Here is a 16,359-nt window from a genome sequence, read left to right as displayed (position 1 = left end):
CGGGGGTCGGGGGTGAGGGCCTCCGGACCGGGGGTCGGGGGTGAGGGCCTCCGGACCGGGGGTCGGGGGTGAGGGCCTCCGGACCGGGGGTCGGGAGGTGGGTGCCGGGGCGGCGGGCGGATGGGGCCGAGCGGAGGCCGGCGGACCGGCGGGCCGGGGCGAACTGGGGGCGGGGGCCGAGGTCAGCGGTCCGGGGCGGGCGACCCTAGGGACAGGCGACCCGGGGGGGCGGGGGACCCGGGCGGGGGACCGGGGGGGCGGGAGCGGGACGCTGAGAGCGGGCGAGCAGGGGTCGACGGGGCGAGCGGGAACCGGCAGGCCGGGACGAGTCGGCGGACGGGGGCCCGAGGCGAGCGGCCTGAGGCGGACGACCGGGGACGGCGAGAGCGGGACGCCGAGAACGGGACGCCGGGAGCCGGACGCCGGGAGCGGCGGGTGAGCGGGGTCGACGGGGGCAGCCGGGGGCCGGTGCTGGGACCGGAGCCCGAGATGTCCGGGACCGAAGGGCCGAAGGCGGACCGGCGCCGGGAAGTCGGGGCATGCGCGGGCCGCCCCATGCCCGCGCCACTCCGACACCTTCGCGGCGACGCGCGGGCTACGCCGTCCAGGGCGTGTCGTTCGGATCAGGTGGCGCCGGAGTGCGGCGCCTTGTCGGCTGGGCCGAGCGGGGCAGGGTGCGTGCAGCCGCAAGGCGGAGGAGAACGACGACGCGGAGCGTCGGCAACCGACGACAACGCCGCTGGGGGTACCCCCAGCTCGAAGAGCTTGGGGAAGTGCGTGCCCTGCCCTGCGGTCCGCAGCCTGATCCAAACGACGCGACCTAGCGGCGCCTGCGCAAGGCCCGGGACACCGCGATGGCCGACGCCACGGCGAGGGCCGCCGCCGGGGCCGCCCAGCGGAGGGTGGCTCGGGCTGCCGTCGCCTCCGGCGGCGGGACGGGGGCGTAGCGGCCACGCGGCGGTGCGTGGTCGACCTCCTCCGCGCTGCGCCCGATCATCGTCCGGCGCGCGTGGGCCGCCTCGGCCATCGCGTCCTCCGCCCCCGGCTCACCCTCGCCGAAGGCGTCTCCCCCGAAGTCCCCGAAGTCGTCGTCCTCGGCGCCCGGCTCCAGGGACGGGGGCGGCACCGGTGCCTCGAAGATCCCGGACCCGTCAGCGCCGGGCAGGGACTCGGCAGGGTCTTCGGCATCCGGTTCGACTCCTCCGCCGGACACCGGCGCGCTCTCGCCCCGCGCGTCCGGGGCGGTTTCCGGGGCGGGCTCGGGCTCGGTGACGGGCTCGGGCTCGGTGACGGGCTCGGGCTCGGGCTCGGTGACGGTCTCGTCTCCGGGTTCCGGCGCCGGGGTGTCGCCGGAGGCCTGCTCCTCCCCGGGCTGGGGGGTGGAGGCCGCCAGGGACTGGGTGAAGCGGGTCAGGAGGCGGTGGGCCGTCGTGGTGACCGCGTCCGGGGGGAGTCCGGTGACGCGGCCGTCGGCGGACGCCGTACCCCCGTAGACGACCGTCGTACCGCCTTCGGCGGGGACCAGCCGCAAGGTGAGCGCCAGTTTCACCGCTCCCCCGCCGCGCGCCTCCGTACCGTCGCCCTCGACCGCGTACGAACCGTCCTCCCGGGCGGTGACCCGCAGGGCCCCGCGGTAGGTGATCGTATGACCGGCGACGCGGACCTTCAGGCGTCCGGCGACCCGTACGGGCTCCGTGCGCGCGTCGCCGGGGCCCGCCGACGCGTCCTGCTGGAGCCCCGGGACGGCGCGGGCCACCCGGACGGGGTCGGCCAGGGCCTCTCTGAGCGGGCCGGCCGGAAACGGAACGAACACCTCATGCTCCATGTCAGCCGAGCCTACCCAGCGAGCCCCGAACCGCACCCGACTATGCCGGGATTCCCGGGCGCGGTGCTCAGTCGGCGTACCGCGGGTGCACCAGCGTGGAGGGCGGCGGAGGCGGGGACGGCCGGCCGCGGCCGGCCGCGCGGGCGTCCGCCGTCAGGCCCGCCTGGGTGAGGGTGCGCGGCCGGGGCCCGGCGGCGGCGAGCCGCAGCGGCGCGGGCGAGCGGGCGGCCAGGACGAACCCCCAGTCGCCGGGCGCGCCCCCCGCCTCGCCGCTGGTGCGGTCCGGGCCGGTGGCGAACCCGGAGTCCCGCCCGGCGACCCGGTAGGGGGTGGTGCGCAGACCGGCCGCCCGGAGCGTGGCCTCGACCGTCCAGAACACCCGCTGCCGCCCGGCGAACGGCCCCGCGTGCACGACAAGCCGCCCGCGCGGGGCGAGAACGCGGCGGGCGAGACCGTAGAACTCCTGCGAGTACAGCTTCGTGCTCGCGGTGATCCCCGGATCGGGCAGGTCCGAGACCACCACGTCGTACGTGGACGGCGTCCCGCGCAGCCAGGTGAACGCGTCCGCGGTCACCTCGTGCACCCGCGGGTCGGCGTACGCGTGCCGGTTGAGCGCGGTGAGCGCGCTGTCGTGGCGGGCGAGCCGGACGACGTCCGGGTCGATCTCCACGATGTCGACCCGCCGCACCCCGGGATGGCGCAGCACCTCCCGGGCGGCGAGCCCGTCCCCGCCGCCGAGGATGAGCACGCGCGCGTGCGGCCCGTTCATCGCGGGGTGCACGAGCGCCTCGTGGTAGCGGTCCTCGTCCCGGCCGCTGAACCGCAGCCGGCCGTCGAGGAAGAGGTGCAGCGGGTGCCCCCGGGTGCCGCCCGCGAGGACGACCTCCTGGACGCCGCCGCTCAGCGCGACCCGCACGTCACCCCCGTACACGGCGTGCCGCGCGGCCCGTTCGAAGTCGTCGACGAGGACGGCCGCGGCGGCGAGCAGGCCGAGGACGACGACGTTGGCGACGAGCAGCGTCCAGCGGGCCCGGCGGCTCAGGTCCTTGCGGAACAGGCCGAGGACCAGGGCGCCGCCCGCGACCGCGTTGACCGTGCCGGTGAGCAGCGCGCCGGTGAGCTGGCCGAGCAGCGGCAGCAGCAGGAACGGGAAGGCGAGGCCGCCGACGAGGGCGCCCACGTAGTCGGCGGCGAACAGGTCGGCGACCGCGCCGCCCGGGTCCTGGCGGCGGATGCGCTGTATCAACTCCATGAGGAGGGGGACCTCGGCGCCGATGAGCAGGCCGATGGCGAGCGAGAACGCCACCAGCAGCCAGCGGGAGCCGTCCGCCCACAGGCCGCCCCAGCCGCCGGTCCAGGCGAACGCCGCGTACAGGGCCATCGCGCTGCATCCGCCGACCAGCGCGAGCGCCGCCTCGACCGCGCCGAACCCGGCGGCGGCGCGCGGGCGCAGCCGTTTGGCGGCCAGCGAGCCGATCCCCATGGCGAAGACCATGACGGACAGGACGACGGAGGCCTGGGTGACGGAGTCGCCGATCAAGTACGAGGCGAGGGCGACGAGTTCCAGTTCGTACACCAGTCCGCAGGCCGCGCAGACGAACACGCCGGCGAGGACGAGGAACCGGCCGACGCCCGGGCGGACGGGCAGCCGCGCCTGGCCCTGGACGCCCCAGGGCGGCGGCGCGCCGGGCGGGGCAGGCGCGTGCGGGTCGATCACGTTGCGAACGCTACGTCACGGTGCCACCGCGCTTCGTCACCCACACGTGTGGAAAGCGTTGCGCTTTATGGCAGGCGGTCCGGGGCGGGCATCTTCCCCGCGAGGCGGGCCTCCATGCACGGCCCGGAACTGCGGACCGGAAACTCCGGCCCCTTGGACACAGACCTTCGGCCTCGCGCCGCCCACTCCAGCGCCACTCCACGTCGGCCTGAGCGTCGGCCCGGGCGTCGACTTCCACATCGGCCTCCGCCCCGCGAGCCGGCGGCCCTCAGACCCCCGACGCGCTGAGGACGTCCGCGCGGACCCCCACCCGCGTACGCGTCGCGACCAACTGGCCGTCCTGCGGGTACGCGTGCCAGGTGCGCCAGTGGACCTGCCCGTCGTGGCGGTGGGCGAGCATCGCGGTGAAGGCGTGCGGGCTGCCGGGGAAGACGCCGGCCAGACCGTGCGGGTGGTCCGCGACCAGGGCGAGCAACTCCTGGGCGCGGCCCGCGAAGGAGCCGGGCGACAGGACCTCGACGCGGGCCGCGAACTCGTACTCCCAGTCGCCGAACTGCTTGGCGACGCCGAGCGGCAGGGGCGTGCTGCTGCCGGGGATGCAGGCGACGGTCTCCGAACAGGTGCCCCGCTCCTCCTCCAGGAGCACCTGGTGGGACGCGCCGAGCAGTCTCAACTGGAGGTTCGCCCCGTTCAGTTCGAGATCGAGGGTGGCGAGGGCAGGCAGCGGCTCGCGGCCCAGCGCCCAGGCGAGATCGGCCGCGCGCGTGTCGGTGTACGAGGTGTTCAGGGTCGTGAGCATGGGTCGGCTCCGCTAGCACGCAAAGGTGAGGTGGGGTTCCGGCGCAGCCGGTCAGAACCGGGGGACGGCCCGGTCAGCCCGGCCGGAAGGGCGTTCGGCCCAGGGCTGCTTCGGTCAACTACCAGGGCTGCTTCGGTGATTTAGAGGGAATCATGAACGGTGGCACCACCACAGCGTTTTTACCCAACTTCGTGCGGTTTCCATCCCCCCGAGGGCTGCACAGCTCAACTGTTCAACTACGGCGTACGCCCGGGGGTACGAAAGCGCCCGCCGGCAGTGATCTGCCGACGGGCACTCCCGTGCGCCGGACGCGCATTCCCGTGGGGAAGAACGCGCCCTCCCCTTGGGCACCCGCGCCGTCCCCTCGGGCACCCGCGCCGTCCCCCCGGGAACCGCGGGCCGGCGGTAGGGCAGGCTGCCCCGCGTCAGCTGCCTCCGCCGCATCCGCCGCCACCGCACGAGGACCCGCCTCCGCAGGACGAGCCTCCGCACGACGAGTGACCCCCGCAGGAGTGACCCCCGTGGCCTCCGTGATGACCGCCGGACGATCCGCCCGAGGAACAGGACGCGCTGCCGCCCGCCGCGGCCCCGCCACCGGCCCACCAACTGCTGTCACCGCTGCTCCCGGAATTGCTTCCGGACCGCCCGCCGAACCCCCGCTTCCGCTTGCTCCCCCCGCTCGCGGCCTTCAAGACCACGACGAGCAGGACGACCGCCACGATGACGCCGAAAACCATGACGCCCCCTCCTTCCGTTCCCCGGAAGCGGCCCCCCGTGGGCCGTGCTTCTCGATGTCCATCCGTACGTGCCAGGGGGATGCCCTCCCCCACGACCGCCCAAAGCAGAGTTGAGCAAGTCCTGAGCATCCGGGATTCGCCGGGGGGAACAGGGCCGGAACATCGCCGGGCGGCGCGCGGGCGTCAGCTCAGGTCGCGGGTTGCCAGGCGGCGCCCGGCGGAGTCGGTGACGACGAGGTTCCAGGCCGTTCCGTCGCCGTCGCCGCCTCCGTTGCCGTCGCCGCCGTCCCACCAGGTGGCGAAGGCGTCGGCCAGGCTCCCGACCTCCGCCGTCGCCGTCTTGGCGGTGTAGGTGTCGGCCGGCTCGTCGTCGTACTGCGATCGAATCGGCGTGCGAGGCGAGGTCGGTAGACGGTGTCGGCAAAAGGTCTCGGCAAACGGTCTCGGCAGGACGGCTGAGGGCCGCGCCCCCGGTCCGCGCGGGCCGGTTGAGGACTGCTCGCCTTCGGCGGAGGATGGCCCGCATGACCTCCAGCGCGCGCCCCCTGCTGAACCGCCGCCTCGCCGAGTTCGGGACGACGATCTTCGCCGAGATGTCCGCCCTCGCGGCCGGCACCGGGTCGATCAACCTCGGCCAGGGCTTCCCCGACACCGACGGCCCCGAGGAGATCCGCGAGGCGGCCGTCCGGGCGCTGCGGGACGGGCGCGGCAACCAGTACCCGCCGGGCCCCGGCATCCCCGAACTCCGCGCCGCCGTCGCCGCGCACCAGGAACGCCGCTACGGCCTGTCCTACGACCCCGACACCGAGGTCCTGGTCACGGCGGGCGCCACCGAGGCCATCGCCGCCGCGCTGCTCGCGCTCCTCGAACCGGGCGACGAGGTGATCGCCCTGGAGCCGTACTACGACTCGTACGCGGCCTCCATCGCCCTGGCGGGCGGCACCCGCGTCCCGGTGACCCTGCGCCCCGAGGACGCCGCCCCCGCCCCGGACGGCACCCCGCACCGCCGCTTCCGGCTCGACCTGGACGAACTGCGCGACGCGGTCACCGACCGGACCCGGCTGCTGCTCCTCAACACCCCGCACAACCCGACCGGCACCGTCCTGACCCGCGCCGAGCTGACCGAGATCGCCCGGCTCGCCGTCGAGCGGGACCTGCTCGTGGTGACGGACGAGGTCTACGAGCACCTGGTCTTCGACGACGCCGAGCACATCCCGCTCGCCACCCTCCCGGGAATGCGCGAGCGGACGGTCACCATCGGCAGCGCGGGCAAGACGTTCTCCTTCACCGGCTGGAAGGTCGGCTGGGTGACCGCGCCGCCGGCCCTCGTCGGCGCCGTACGCTCGGCGAAGCAGTTCCTCACGTACGTGGCGTCGGGGCCCTTCCAGTACGCCGTCGCCGAGGCGCTCGCGCTGCCGGACAGCTACTTCGAGGAGTTCCGCGCGGACATGCTGCGCAAGCGGGACGTGCTGGCGGCGGGCCTCACCGACGCGGGCTTCTCGGTGTTCCGGCCGCAGGGCACGTACTTCATCACCACCGACATCCGCCCGCTCGGCGAGTCGGACGGCTTCGCCTTCTGCCGCGCGCTGCCCGAACGGGCCGGCGTCGTCGCCATCCCGAACGCCGTCTTCTACGACCACCGGGACGCGGGCGCCCCCTTCGTACGGTTCGCGTTCTGCAAGCGCACGGACGTCCTGGAAGAGGCCGCGCGCCGGCTCAAGGCCGCCTGGTAGCCCAGCGCACGGCCGGAACCGCCGGGGCTCCCTAGCATCGGCGCCCGGCCGCGTACGGGCGGCACGCCGGGGGGCGCGGAACGGCACCCGCACGGGGGATCACGGCTCGCGAACACCCGGCGGGGGTCGCAGAGTTCGGGTGTGACCCAGCCGACCACCCTCGCCCGCCCCGCGCTCCCGGAGGCCGGCGAACCCGCCGTCAGCCCCGCCGGCCACCCCTCCCGCGCCGGGCGCGCCGGCCGCGTCCGGCCGTCCCACATGATGACCGCGCTGGGCCTGTTCGCCGCCGCGCGCGTCACCGGCGTCCTCGTGCTCGCCGCGACCGCCTGGGCGACCGGCCGGCACCCGGCGGCCCTGCTCGCGCGGTCCTGGGACTCGCTCTGGTACCTGCGGATCGCGGCGCACGGCTACGGCCGCACACTCCACTTCCGCCCCGGCGTCGTCTACAGCGACCTCGCCTTCTTCCCGCTCTACCCGGCCCTCGTACGCGCCGTCACCACGCTCACTCCGCTCAACGCGAGCACCGCCGGACTGCTGGTCTCCTGGCTCGCGGCGGCGGTCGCCGCGTGCGGGGTGTACGCGGTCGGGGCACGGCTGCGCGGCCGGGCGGTCGGCACCGCGCTGGTCCTGCTCTGGGCGCTGCTGCCGCACTCCGTGGTGCTGTCGATGGCGTACACCGAGCCCGTGCTGACCGCCTTCGCCGCCTGGTCGCTGTACGCCGTGCTCGACGGGCGCTGGCTGTGGGCCGGAACGCTCGCCGCGCTCGCCGGACTCACCCGGCCGAACGGCTTCGCGGTGGCCGCCGCGGTCCTCGCGGCGGCGCTGTGCGAGGCCGTGCGCCGGCGCGGAAAGGTTTCCCACAGGTTGTGGACGGGCGCGGCGCTCGCCCCGCTCGGCTGGGCGGGCTACGTGCTGTGGGTCGGCCGCCGCGAGGGCGACCCGCTCGGCGGCTACTTCGCGGTGCAGCGGCGCTGGGGCTCGCGTTTCGACCTCGGCGCGGGCGCCCTCCACTTCGTCCGGCACCTGCTGACGCACGGCGGCCGGTTCGTGTTCCCCATGACGCTGGTGATCGTGGCCGCGGCCGTCCTGCTGTACGCGCTGCTGCTCGCGGACCGGGCACCGCTGCCGCTGCTGGTGCACAGCGGGGTCCTGCTGCTGGTCGCGCTGGGCGGCTCGGGCTTCTTCGCGTCGAAGCCGCGCTTCCTGCTGCCCGCGTTCCCGCTGCTGCTGCCGCTGGCCTCCGCCCTGGTCAGGACGGCGAGAGCCCGGCCCTGGCACGCGACCCTGGTGGTCGGTGCCCTGGCCGGGCTCTCGTTCGCCTACGGCGCGTATCTCGTCGTGGTCGCGCACACACCGCTGTAGGCGCACAGCGCTCCGTCCACGCGGGGGTGCGCCGGCGCGCGGCCGAGGCGGGGGACTACTCCCCGTCGTCCTCGGGCTTCTCCGCCTCGTTGATCTCCTGCTCAAGGCCGAGCTGCTCGACGAGCCACTTGTCGAACTCGATGGCCGCGCGCACCCAGCTCACCGTGGAGGACACGAAGTGCTCCAGGCTGACGCCGGTGCCGATCAGCATCTGCGCCTCGCCGATCAGGCGGACGGTGCCGTCGTCGTGCGTGTGGGTGTAGACCTTCGGCCACAGGGTGCGGCGGTTCCAGTCGTCGATCGACTCGAGGAGCGCGGGCTTCTCCTCCAGCTGGTGCGGCCGGTCGTAGAACGTCCGCACCGAGAAGACCTGCTGGTCACCCTCGCCGCGGAACATGAAGTACGTACGGAACTCCTCCCACGGCGCCGCGAGGTCACCCTCGTCGTCGACGACGTACTTCAGCTCCATCTGCTCCAGGAGCTGCTTCACGAGGTCCTGATCCGGGACCACGGGGCCCGCGGGGCCGCCGGGCTGCGGCTCGGGCTGGCCCCCGAAGTTCGGAATCGAGGACGGGTCGATGCTCACCGTGTATTTCCCTTCGTACGGATCCTGCCATCCTCCCCCATGCGGGGCGGGGGGTGGCAACCCCTGGCCGGGCCTGTCCGCCGGGGGCTGACAAGATCCGGTCACACGGGTGCGTCGGGCCAGGTGGCGATGGGCCGCGGGGGTATGGCGGGTGACGCGGCGGCGCCGCGGGGATGAACACGCACATGTCGGTCTCCGGCGGCCGAAAGCACCCCGCCCCGGGCCGGAAGCGACCAGGCCGTCCGAGGCCGCACACACCGAGGACACACCGAGGACACACCGAGGGCCCGCGGTGAGCACACCGCGGGCCCTCGGCCGGAATCCGTACTCCGGTCACGGCGACCGGTCACGCTCCGGGCACGGCGACCGGCCGCGCTCCGGTCACGGCGACCGGCCGCGCTCCGGTTACAGCGTCTTGCCGGTCGCCGGTCCCACGATCAGGCCGTCGCCGAAGGCGTCCACCCGGACCGTGTCGCCGTCCTTGACCTCGCCGGCCAGGATCTCCTTGGCCAGCCGGTCGCCGATGGCGGTCTGGACGAGGCGGCGCAGCGGGCGCGCCCCGTACGCCGGGTCGTTGCCCTCCGCGGCGAGCCACGCCAGGGCCGCGTCGCTGACCTCCAGGGTGAGCCGGCGCTCCGCGAGCCGCTTGGCGAGCCGGTCGATCTGGAGCCGGGCGATCCGGCTCAGCTCGTCCTTGGAGAGGGCCGAGAAGACCACCAGGTCGTCGAGCCGGTTGAGGAACTCCGGCTTGAAGGAGGCCCGGACCACCTCCAAGACCTGTTCCTTCTTCTCCACCTCGCTCGTCAACGGGTCCACGAGGTAGTGGCTGCCCAGGTTCGAGGTGAGGACCAGGATGGTGTTGCGGAAGTCGACCGTACGGCCCTGACCGTCCGTCAGCCGCCCGTCGTCCAGCACCTGGAGCAGCACGTCGAAGACCTCGGGGTGCGCCTTCTCCACCTCGTCCAGCAGGATGACGCTGTACGGGCGCCGCCGCACCGCCTCGGTGAGCTGGCCGCCCTCCTCGTACCCGACGTAGCCGGGCGGGGCGCCGACCAGCCGGGCGACGCTGTGCTTCTCCCCGTACTCCGACATGTCGATACGGACCATCGCCCGCTCGTCGTCGAAGAGGAAGTCGGCCAGCGCCTTGGCGAGTTCGGTCTTGCCGACACCCGTCGGGCCGAGGAACAGGAAGGAGCCGGTGGGGCGGTCCGGGTCGGCGATGCCGGCGCGGGTGCGGCGCACCGCGTCGGAGACGGCGGCCACCGCCTCGGTCTGACCGATCAGCCGGCGGCCCAACTCCTCCTCCATGCGCAGGAGTTTCTGGGTCTCGCCCTCCAGGAGGCGTCCGGCGGGGATGCCGGTCCAGGAGCCCACGACGTCCGCGATGTCGTCCGGCCCGACCTCCTCCTTGACCATGGTGTCCCGGCCGACTTCCTCCTCGGCCTCCGACGCCTCCTCCAAGTCCCTTTCCAGGGTGGGGATCTCGCCGTAGAGCAGCTTGGAGGCGGTGTCGAAGTCGCCGTCGCGCTGGGCGCGTTCGGCCTGGCCGCGCAGTTCGTCCAGCTTCTCCTTCAGCTCACCGACGCGGTTGAGGGACTGCTTCTCCTTCTCCCAGCGGGCGGTGAGGCCGCGCAGCTCCTCCTCCTTGTCGGCGAGGTCGCGGCGCAGCTTGTCCAGCCGCTCCCGGCTGGCCGCGTCGGTCTCCTTGCCGATCGCCAGCTCCTCCATCCGCAGCCGGTCCACGGCCCGCTGGAGTTCGTCGATCTCGACGGGGGACGAGTCGATCTCCATGCGCAGCCGGGAGGCGGCCTCGTCGACCAGGTCGATGGCCTTGTCGGGCAGGAAGCGGGAGGTGATGTAGCGGTCGGAGAGGGTCGCGGCGGCGACCAGCGCGCGGTCGGCGATCTGGACCTTGTGGTGGGCCTCGTAGCGTCCCTTGAGTCCGCGCAGGATGGCGATGGTGTCCTCGACGCTCGGCTCGGCGACCAGCACCTGCTGGAAGCGCCGCTCCAGCGCCGGGTCCTTCTCGATCCGCTCGCGGTACTCGTCCAGGGTGGTGGCGCCGACCATGCGCAGCTCACCGCGGGCGAGCATGGGCTTGAGCATGTTGCCGGCGTCCATGGCGGAGTCGCCGCCCGCGCCGGCCCCGACGACGGTGTGCAGCTCGTCGATGAAGGTGATGACCTGCCCGTCGGAGTCCTTGATCTCCGCGAGCACGGTCTTCAGCCGCTCCTCGAACTCACCGCGGTACTTCGCCCCGGCGACCATGGCGCCGAGGTCGAGGGAGACGAGCCGCTTGTCCTTCAGGGACTCGGGGACGTCACCCTTGACGATCCGCTGGGCGAGGCCCTCCACGACGGCGGTCTTGCCGACGCCGGGCTCGCCGATGAGCACCGGGTTGTTCTTGGTGCGGCGGGACAGCACCTGCACCACGCGGCGGATCTCCTGGTCCCGGCCGATGACCGGGTCGAGCTTGCCCTCCCGCGCGGCGGCGGTGAAGTCCGTACCGAACTTTTCGAGCGCCTTGTACTGGCCCTCGGGATCCGGGGTCGTCACCCGGCGCCCTCCCCTGGTCTTCTGGAACGCCTCCAGCAGCTTTTTCGCACTGGCGCCCTGCTGCGAGAGTACGTCGCCGCTCTGGCCGCCCTTCGCGGCGATCCCGATGAGCAGGTGCTCGGTGGAGATGAACTCGTCGCCCAGATCCTTGGCCCGCTCGGCGGCGTCCGCGATGACGGCGAGCAGTTCTCGGTTGGGCTGCGGGGGCGCGACGGTGGAACCGGCCACGCTGGGCAGCGCGGCGAGCACGCGCTCGGCGCCGGTCCGTACGGAGGCCTGGTCGGCCTCGACCGCGGCCAGCAGGTCGATGATGTTCTCGTTGTCCTGCCCCTCCAGCAGAGCGAGCAGCAGGTGGGCGGGGGTGAGGTCCGGGTGTCCCTCCGTCACTGCACGGCTGCTGGCCGCGTTGATCGCGTCCCGGCTCCTGTTGGTCAGCTCGGCGTCCACTTTCGCGTTCTCCTCCTCCTGGTCTCCGACCGTTGCCTGACAGCGACAACGTGCACAAACTTGAGTCTATTCCACTCAAGGCTGGAGCGGGGCGGAAAAAGACCCGCGGGGCGTAGATTCAGGCCTCATGGCTTCCCCTCCCGTGGACCCGCGCCGGCCCGACGCCGCCTACCTGCGCTTCTGGCGTGAGCGCCACCTGTGCACCCTGACGACCCTGCGGCGCGACGGCACCCCGCACGTGGTGCCGGTCGGTGTCACCTACGACCCCGAGGCCGGGCTCGCCCGGATCATCACCGGCGGCGGCACGGCGAAGGCCGCGCATGTGCGGGCGGCGGGTCCCGAGGGGGCGCGCGTGGCGGTCTGCCAGGTGGACGGCCGGCGCTGGGCGACGCTGGAGGGGCTGGCCCGGGTGTCCGCCGACCCGCGGCGGGTCTCGGAGGCGGAGCGCCGCTACACCGAGCGCTACGAGAAGGTGCCGGCCCCGAACCCGGCGCGCGTGGTCATCGAGATCGAGCTGACGAAGGCGCTCGGCCACGGCTGAGGGGCGACGGCTCCCGGACACGGCCGAGGAGACGCAGGTGCCCGCTCACGGCTGGGACCGGCTGCGGCAGGCGTACCGGTGGCGGAAGGCGCCCGCTCGCGGCCGTACGGACGGGCCCGCTCGGCTACGGCTGGTTTCAGCCCTTGCGGGGATCGGCGGAAACCCGGAGATTTCCGGGAAAACTGCAGCGGCGTCACCGTGTTCAGGTCACGGTGACGCCGCTGCGGGGGGAAGTACCTGCGCGATCTACTACGACGGGGGAATCGCGTCAGGCACTGCGGGGGGTGGCTGCGATGGTCTCTACATCGGGGATGTCCGGCCCGGTCAGCCGGTGGTCGCGCTGGTCGAGGTTCACGAAGATCATTCCGTAGCGGATGGCACACCGTACTGGCTGCGGCGCCCCCCGAGGCCGCCGCAGACACCGATAGGCCCGTACGTCCTCGTCGTCGTCGCGCGTGACGACGACGGGCTCACCGAAAACGGTCACCATCAGCGAGTCACCGCTGTGGGGGATGGCGGTGACCAGGTCGATGAAGTGCCAGCCGGAGCGGTACGCGGTAGCCATCTCGCGGCGGAACGAACGGTCGTCGGGTGGTGTAGTCATGAGTCCACTGAAGCCTTCGTGACGTCACTCGAAGCACTGCCGGCCGGAGCCACGAAACCCCAGCCGCTGTCAGCCAGCACGATCGTCTTCGCCCTGCCCCAGCCACTGTCGGCCAGGACGACCTTCGGCGCGTTGCCCCAACCGCTGTCGGCCAGGTCCGTCCGTACGTTGCCCCAACCGCTGTCGGCGGGAAGCGCCTTGACCACATGGCCCCAGCCGCTGTCGGCGGGGACCGCCTTGGCCGCGTTGCCCCAGCCACTGTCCAGAGCGGGGACCGCCGTTGCCGCGTTGCCCCAGCCGCTGTCCAGGGCGGGAAGCGCCTTCGCCACATTGCCCCAGCCACTGTCGGCAGGCAGTGCCTTCGCCGCGTTGCCCCAGCCGCTGTCGGCGGGAAGCGCCTTGGCCGCGTTGCCCCAGCCACTGTCCAGAGCGAGATCCGCCGGCCCGTTGCCCCAGCCACTGTCCAGGGAGAGAACCGCGGGTGCGCTGCCCCAGCCACTGTCCGGTGGTGCCGAGGTGGTCGACGACCCCCCTGCCGCGAGACCCACACCACTCAGGGCCCCGACAGCCACAACCGCGGAGAAAGCGGTGGCAAGTACCGAGCGAAGCATTCTCCTGTACATAGTCGGCTTCGTCCTCACTTGATCGGATCCTCTCCCCCGGTAATGAAGACGATGTCTCATTCAGGCACGTCACCACCACCGACACGATGCATCATGTTCCTGCATGTTCAGGACCCTGGGGGGTGGCGATTTGCCCATAGAACGCACAAACCAGACACATCCCCATCCCGTCACGGAGCTTTGTGACGAAGGGGCACGCTTGTACACGAGCGCTTTGAGCACGGGACGGATCGCCCGGGCCGAAACGACGGCGGCGCCATGCCTGCTGGAGTTCGCCCTGCTGCGCCCCGATCCCGACGACTCGACCTGGCTGCGCCCGGTGCCGCCGTCCATCGCGCTCACCCAGCGCCTCCACCCTATTGAGCGCGAGATCCAGGACCGCAGACGGCGCACCATCGAACTGACCGAATCATTCGAGCCGTTCATGATGGTCAGCGCCATGGCGCCCGCCCCCACCCACGCCATCACCGTGCTGGAGGGCATCGACCGGATCAACGCCGCGCTCGACGTCGCGACCTCCGAGTGCCACACGGAGATGCTCACCATCCAGCCCGGCGGGCGCCGCAGCGAGCACATCCTGAACCAGGCCCTCGAACGGGACCGCCCGCTCACCGACCGGGGCGTCCGCATCCGCACGCTCTACCAGCACACCGTCCGCTACAGCCAGGGCACCGCCGCCTACATGGACCGGATAGCCAGCGGAAAGATCGAGATCCGCACGCTGGAGGAGCTGATCGAGCGGCTCATCGTCTGCGACGGCACGGTCGCCTTCATCCCCGCCAGCGACGACAACCAGTTCGCCCTCGAACTGCGCCACCCCGGCCTGGTCCGCTATCTCACCCGGGTCTTCGAGCAGCTCTGGCGCCGCGCCACCCCGCTGCGCGAGGAAGTCCCCTACGAGTCCACCCCGGACGGCATCACGGGCGTCCAGCGCTCCATAGCCAAGCTGCTCATCGAGGGTCACGTGGACGAGGCGATCGCCCGCCGGCTCGGGATGAACGTCCGCACCTGCCGGGCCCACATCGCCAAGCTGGCGGCCTCCCTGGGCAGCGGCAGCCGCGCCCAACTCGGCTTCCTGATAGCCCAGTCGGGCATCCTGGAACAGGAACACTGACCGGCGTACGACCAGCTCAGCGGGCGCCCGCTCACCGCGCGGCCCGCTCGACGGGCGCCGGTTCACCGCGCGGCTCCCTCGGCGGCGCCCGCTCACCGCGCGGCCCACTCGACGCCCGGCCCACTCGACGCCCGGCCCGCTCAGCGCGCGGTCGGCGAGCCCTGACCCGGCACCCCCGGCACCCCCGGAACCCCCGGCAGCCCGGGGACACCGGCGCCCCCGGAACCGGCCGTAGGGCCCGTGGCGTCGGGACTTGTGGCGGCGGACCCCGTCGCGGCGGACCCCAGGCCGGAAGCGGCGGAAGCCGACGGACCGGCCGGCGCGGGCGGCGCGCCCGGAGTGCCCGGAGTGCCCGGTGCCGCCGGAGGACGCACGGTGACCGTCTCCGGCTCGGCCGCGCGCGGCGGCCCGTCCAGACCCGCCTGCGCGATCCGCACGCCCAACTGCGTCCGGCTGGCCGCCCCCAGCGTCTCGGAGAGCCGGGCGATATGGGCCCGGCAGGTGCGCACGCTGATCCCGAGCCGCTCCGCGACCACCGCGTCCTGATGCCCCTCCGCGAGCAGCGCGGCGATCGACCGTTCGCGGTGGGTGATGCCCTCGATGCCCGTGGACGGCAGCGGCGAGGCCAGCGGGATCGCGAGGCGCCACAGCCGCTCGAACACGGTGACCAGGTAGTCGATCAGCGCCGGGTGGCGCAGTTCCAGCGCGATGGTCCGGTCGGAGTTGGCCGGGATGAAGGCGACCTTGCGGTCGAAGAGGATGAGCCGCTCCACGACCTCGTCGAGCGTCCGCGCCTCGGCCGCGTCGCCCATCAACTCCATGTAGTTCAGCAGGCCTTGGCCGTGCCGGGCCACATGGGTGTAGAGGTCGCGCATGCGCACCCCGCGCCGGCGCATCTCCAGCGCCCGGTGCAGGCCCTCCACCAGCTCGTCCTCGCGCCGGATGCCGCCGGGCTGGACGGTGAGGACCTCGCTCGCGCACTCCTCGGTCGCCTTGTCCATGGCGGCCCGGATACGCGGCAGTCCGTCCAGGACGCGGATCGCGGCGCCCTCCGCCGGTGCCTGGACCCGGCCGCCGAGCCCGGCGTACCACTCGAAGGCGGAGACCGCGTCGCCCACCCGCGCCTGGCTCGCGCTGACCTCCTCGTACACCCCGCGCAGCAGCCGGGTCATGACCTCCTGGGGGGAGGTCGGCACCAGCCAGTCCATGTCGTCGGGGTCGGGGTGCAGCAGCGCCAGTTCCAGCAGGCACGGCACCGGGTCGGCGTCGTCGCGGGGCACCCGGCCGCGCCGTACCGCCCGTGAGTACACCCGGTCGCCGGCCTCGCACAGTCGGTCAGCGCCGTGCGGATGCCCGTCCCTCCCGTGCCCGGCCATCTCCCACCTCTGGCTCCAGCTCCGACCCCTGGCGTGAGCCCCGCGTCAGGGCGTCCTTCGCAGCGCAACTATGCGCGGACGCGTCCGGCACCGCAACACGGCTGTGCGGCGCCGGCGCGGCCGTTCGCCCCCTCTGGTCACCATAAATCCGCACCTCCACCGCGCGGCTTGCAACAAGCTGCAAGCCGCGCTCCCCGAAGGCACCTTTCAGGGGTGAACCGGCCCGTGGCCGGCCGCCCCGCGCGCGGCGTGCGGCTGGCCGGATATCTCCGTTCCCGGCGGTAGCACCACGAAGGCCCGGGGCGATGCCCCGGGCCTTCGTGTCGTGTGGCCTTCCCC

11 protein-coding genes and 1 pseudogene are annotated in these 16,359 nt (G+C 73.3%); 4 read left to right on the top strand and 8 right to left on the bottom strand.

From position 1 onward, the window contains the following. Positions 1 to 820: 820 nt before the first annotated feature. The 3 genes from AB0912_RS10950 to AB0912_RS10940 all read right to left on the bottom strand — a co-directional run bounded on the left by AB0912_RS10950 (position 821) and on the right by AB0912_RS10940 (position 4,341). Positions 821 to 1,825 carry an SRPBCC domain-containing protein gene (locus tag AB0912_RS10950; protein WP_366697996.1) on the bottom strand — a complete coding sequence of 335 codons (1,005 nt, stop codon included), beginning with the start codon at positions 1,823 to 1,825 and terminating at the stop codon, positions 821 to 823. 67 nt (positions 1,826 to 1,892) lie between these two features. Further along, the gene (locus tag AB0912_RS10945; protein ID WP_366697994.1) at positions 1,893 to 3,542 is read right to left on the bottom strand and encodes a polyamine aminopropyltransferase; all 1,650 of its coding nucleotides are present in this window, start codon (positions 3,540 to 3,542) and stop codon (positions 1,893 to 1,895) included. Positions 3,543 to 3,810: 268 nt separating this feature from the next. After that, complete coding sequence (locus tag AB0912_RS10940; protein WP_366697992.1) at positions 3,811 to 4,341, bottom strand: DUF2617 family protein; 531 nt, start codon at positions 4,339 to 4,341, stop codon at positions 3,811 to 3,813. A 1,252-nt stretch (positions 4,342 to 5,593) separates the two neighbouring features. Between AB0912_RS10940 and AB0912_RS10935 the strand changes: the two genes are divergently transcribed. After that, entirely contained in the window at positions 5,594 to 6,811 is a 1,218-nt protein-coding gene (locus tag AB0912_RS10935; protein ID WP_366697990.1) for a pyridoxal phosphate-dependent aminotransferase, read from the top strand. A gap of 261 nt (positions 6,812 to 7,072) precedes the next feature. After that, positions 7,073 to 8,173: a glycosyltransferase family 39 protein gene (locus tag AB0912_RS10930; RefSeq protein WP_366698201.1), complete on the top strand. Its 1,101-nt coding sequence runs from the start codon at positions 7,073 to 7,075 to the stop codon at positions 8,171 to 8,173. Positions 8,174 to 8,228: 55 nt separating this feature from the next. Here the strand turns inward: AB0912_RS10930 and AB0912_RS10925 are convergent, their stop codons facing one another. Further along, complete coding sequence (locus AB0912_RS10925; protein ID WP_366697988.1) at positions 8,229 to 8,759, bottom strand: YbjN domain-containing protein; 531 nt, start codon at positions 8,757 to 8,759, stop codon at positions 8,229 to 8,231. Positions 8,760 to 9,164: 405 nt separating this feature from the next. Then, the gene (gene clpB, locus AB0912_RS10920; RefSeq protein WP_366697986.1) at positions 9,165 to 11,762 is read right to left on the bottom strand and encodes an ATP-dependent chaperone ClpB; all 2,598 of its coding nucleotides are present in this window, start codon (positions 11,760 to 11,762) and stop codon (positions 9,165 to 9,167) included. 127 nt (positions 11,763 to 11,889) lie between these two features. Here clpB and AB0912_RS10915 point away from each other — a divergent pair, with 127 nt between their 5' ends. Further along, the gene (locus tag AB0912_RS10915; RefSeq protein WP_366697984.1) at positions 11,890 to 12,303 is read left to right on the top strand and encodes a TIGR03618 family F420-dependent PPOX class oxidoreductase; all 414 of its coding nucleotides are present in this window, start codon (positions 11,890 to 11,892) and stop codon (positions 12,301 to 12,303) included. Positions 12,304 to 12,571: 268 nt separating this feature from the next. Here the strand turns inward: AB0912_RS10915 and AB0912_RS10910 are convergent, their stop codons facing one another. Together AB0912_RS10910 and AB0912_RS10905 are read right to left on the bottom strand one after the other, a co-directional pair. Continuing rightward, the gene (locus AB0912_RS10910) at positions 12,572 to 12,907 is read right to left on the bottom strand and encodes a hypothetical protein (RefSeq protein ID WP_366697982.1); all 336 of its coding nucleotides are present in this window, start codon (positions 12,905 to 12,907) and stop codon (positions 12,572 to 12,574) included. Continuing rightward, entirely contained in the window at positions 12,904 to 13,455 is a 552-nt protein-coding gene (locus AB0912_RS10905) for a hypothetical protein (protein WP_366697980.1), read from the bottom strand. The genes AB0912_RS10910 and AB0912_RS10905 overlap by 4 nt, the downstream gene beginning before the upstream one ends. 178 nt (positions 13,456 to 13,633) lie before the next feature. Here AB0912_RS10905 and AB0912_RS10900 point away from each other — a divergent pair, with 178 nt between their 5' ends. Beyond that, entirely contained in the window at positions 13,634 to 14,644 is a 1,011-nt protein-coding gene (locus AB0912_RS10900) for a helix-turn-helix transcriptional regulator (RefSeq protein ID WP_366697978.1), read from the top strand. A gap of 407 nt (positions 14,645 to 15,051) precedes the next feature. Here the strand turns inward: AB0912_RS10900 and AB0912_RS10895 are convergent. Continuing rightward, positions 15,052 to 16,020, bottom strand: a pseudogene (locus AB0912_RS10895) (helix-turn-helix transcriptional regulator); the annotation flags it as partial. Positions 16,021 to 16,359: the final 339 nt, after the last annotated feature.

The organism is Streptomyces sp. NPDC007084, assembly GCF_040703595.1.
Taxonomy (GTDB): domain Bacteria; phylum Actinomycetota; class Actinomycetes; order Streptomycetales; family Streptomycetaceae; genus Streptomyces.
This window is presented reverse-complemented; position numbering and strand designations above follow the sequence as displayed.

Coding starts and splice junctions, on each gene's coding strand:
- AB0912_RS10950 (WP_366697996.1), bottom strand. CDS start 1,825: ATGGAGCATGAGGTGTTCGTTCCGTTTCCGGCCGGCCCGCTCAGAGAG.
- AB0912_RS10940 (WP_366697992.1), bottom strand. CDS start 4,341: ATGCTCACGACCCTGAACACCTCGTACACCGACACGCGCGCGGCCGAT.
- AB0912_RS10935 (WP_366697990.1), top strand. CDS start 5,594: ATGGCCCGCATGACCTCCAGCGCGCGCCCCCTGCTGAACCGCCGCCTC.
- AB0912_RS10930 (WP_366698201.1), top strand. CDS start 7,073: ATGACCGCGCTGGGCCTGTTCGCCGCCGCGCGCGTCACCGGCGTCCTC.
- AB0912_RS10915 (WP_366697984.1), top strand. CDS start 11,890: ATGGCTTCCCCTCCCGTGGACCCGCGCCGGCCCGACGCCGCCTACCTG.
- AB0912_RS10910 (WP_366697982.1), bottom strand. CDS start 12,907: ATGACTACACCACCCGACGACCGTTCGTTCCGCCGCGAGATGGCTACC.
- AB0912_RS10900 (WP_366697978.1), top strand. CDS start 13,634: ATGTTCAGGACCCTGGGGGGTGGCGATTTGCCCATAGAACGCACAAAC.